General features: G+C 70.6%; 1 protein-coding gene and 1 pseudogene. Both read right to left on the bottom strand.

The features are described from left to right. Positions 1–511, bottom strand: a 511-nt coding sequence (locus AA75_RS37005) for a YncE family protein (RefSeq protein WP_233289348.1), incomplete at its 3' end; no start/stop codon positions are given. A gap of 349 nt (positions 512–860) precedes the next feature. Continuing rightward, a pseudogene (locus tag AA75_RS37000) lies at positions 861–1,216 on the bottom strand (hypothetical protein); the annotation flags it as partial.

Here is a 1,216-nt window from a genome sequence, read left to right as displayed (position 1 = left end):
CGGTGTTGGTGGTGGTGTCGATCACCGACACCGTCCCGGCACCGTTGTTGGCGACATACACCCGGGTCCCGTCTTTGCTCGCGGCCGACCACAGCGGGGTACTGCCGACCTTGATCGGCTGCCCGACGACGGTGTTGGTGGCGGTGTCGATCACCGACACCGTCCCGGCGTTGGCACTGGTGACGTACGCACGACTCTCGTCGGGCAGCAGGGCCACCGAGTCCGGGTAGCCACCGACCGGGATCGGATCAGCTGCCAGGTCCTCGGTCAGGGCGTCAGCGGGCGCGGCCGGGCGTTGGATCTCCTGCGAGGCGGGCGGCTGAGGGTTCGTTCCGCCCGCAGGAACGATCTCCTTCGGTGGGGCTTCCGCGGTCGTCGTCACTGGATCGTCCTCCGCCGATGCGGAGGCGGGGAACGCGACCACGGCGAGCGGTGACGCGAACGCGATGGCCACCGCCAGCAGCCGGCGACGGGAACGGGAACGGGAACGGGGAAGACGATGCGTGGACACGGACGTGAACTCCTCAGCTGTGACATCGAACAAACGACACGCGATAGGCCAGAAGGCGTCCCGGCACGCCCATCCCCGCCGGACCTGGCAGGAGGAAACGTAGGACCGCCGGGCCGCACCGCACCACTACACCCCGAACCACCCCCCACCCACCTCCACCGAACAGCCCCGCCACCGGAGGAAGCACCCCCACCCACCAGACACCGATCGTGCCTGCATGCCGTGTCCCTGCCTCGCCGGCAAGGCCTGCGCCGGCTTCCCGGGGGATAAGTCGCCGAGGGCCTTCGACGTCGACGCCAACCCGAACATCGACCCGGCCGGCGATGGCGGCTGGTCGCCGAGACCGTGCTCACCGCCCTTGCGGCTGCCCCTGGTCGGTCCGTCCGGCACGGCGGCGGCGCACCGGATCGCGCAGGACACCGTCACTCTCGCCGGGACGCTCGCTGGCCAGCTCGGCCTTCTTCGGCAACTGCAGGGCGTTGACAGCGAAGACCACGGCGTCGGCGCGGCGAGTGTCGACCACCGGGAGGCTTTCGCAGAACCGCGCCGCGACCTTCGGGCTGACGTCCGCGAACAGGCGCAGCGGATCGAGGCCGACCTCGCTGTCATGGCCGATGCGGATGACCTGCGCGGTGCCGGGGCAGGCTTGGGCGAAGCGCACCCGCTCCTCGTCCTTGGTGCGGTCCACGATCACCGCCCGCCCGC

This window comes from Kitasatospora sp. MBT63 (assembly GCF_000710465.2).
In the GTDB taxonomy this organism is placed as follows: Bacteria; Actinomycetota; Actinomycetes; order Streptomycetales; family Streptomycetaceae; genus Kitasatospora.
Note: the sequence above shows the minus strand (reverse complement) of the source record. Positions and strands in the feature narration are given on the sequence as shown.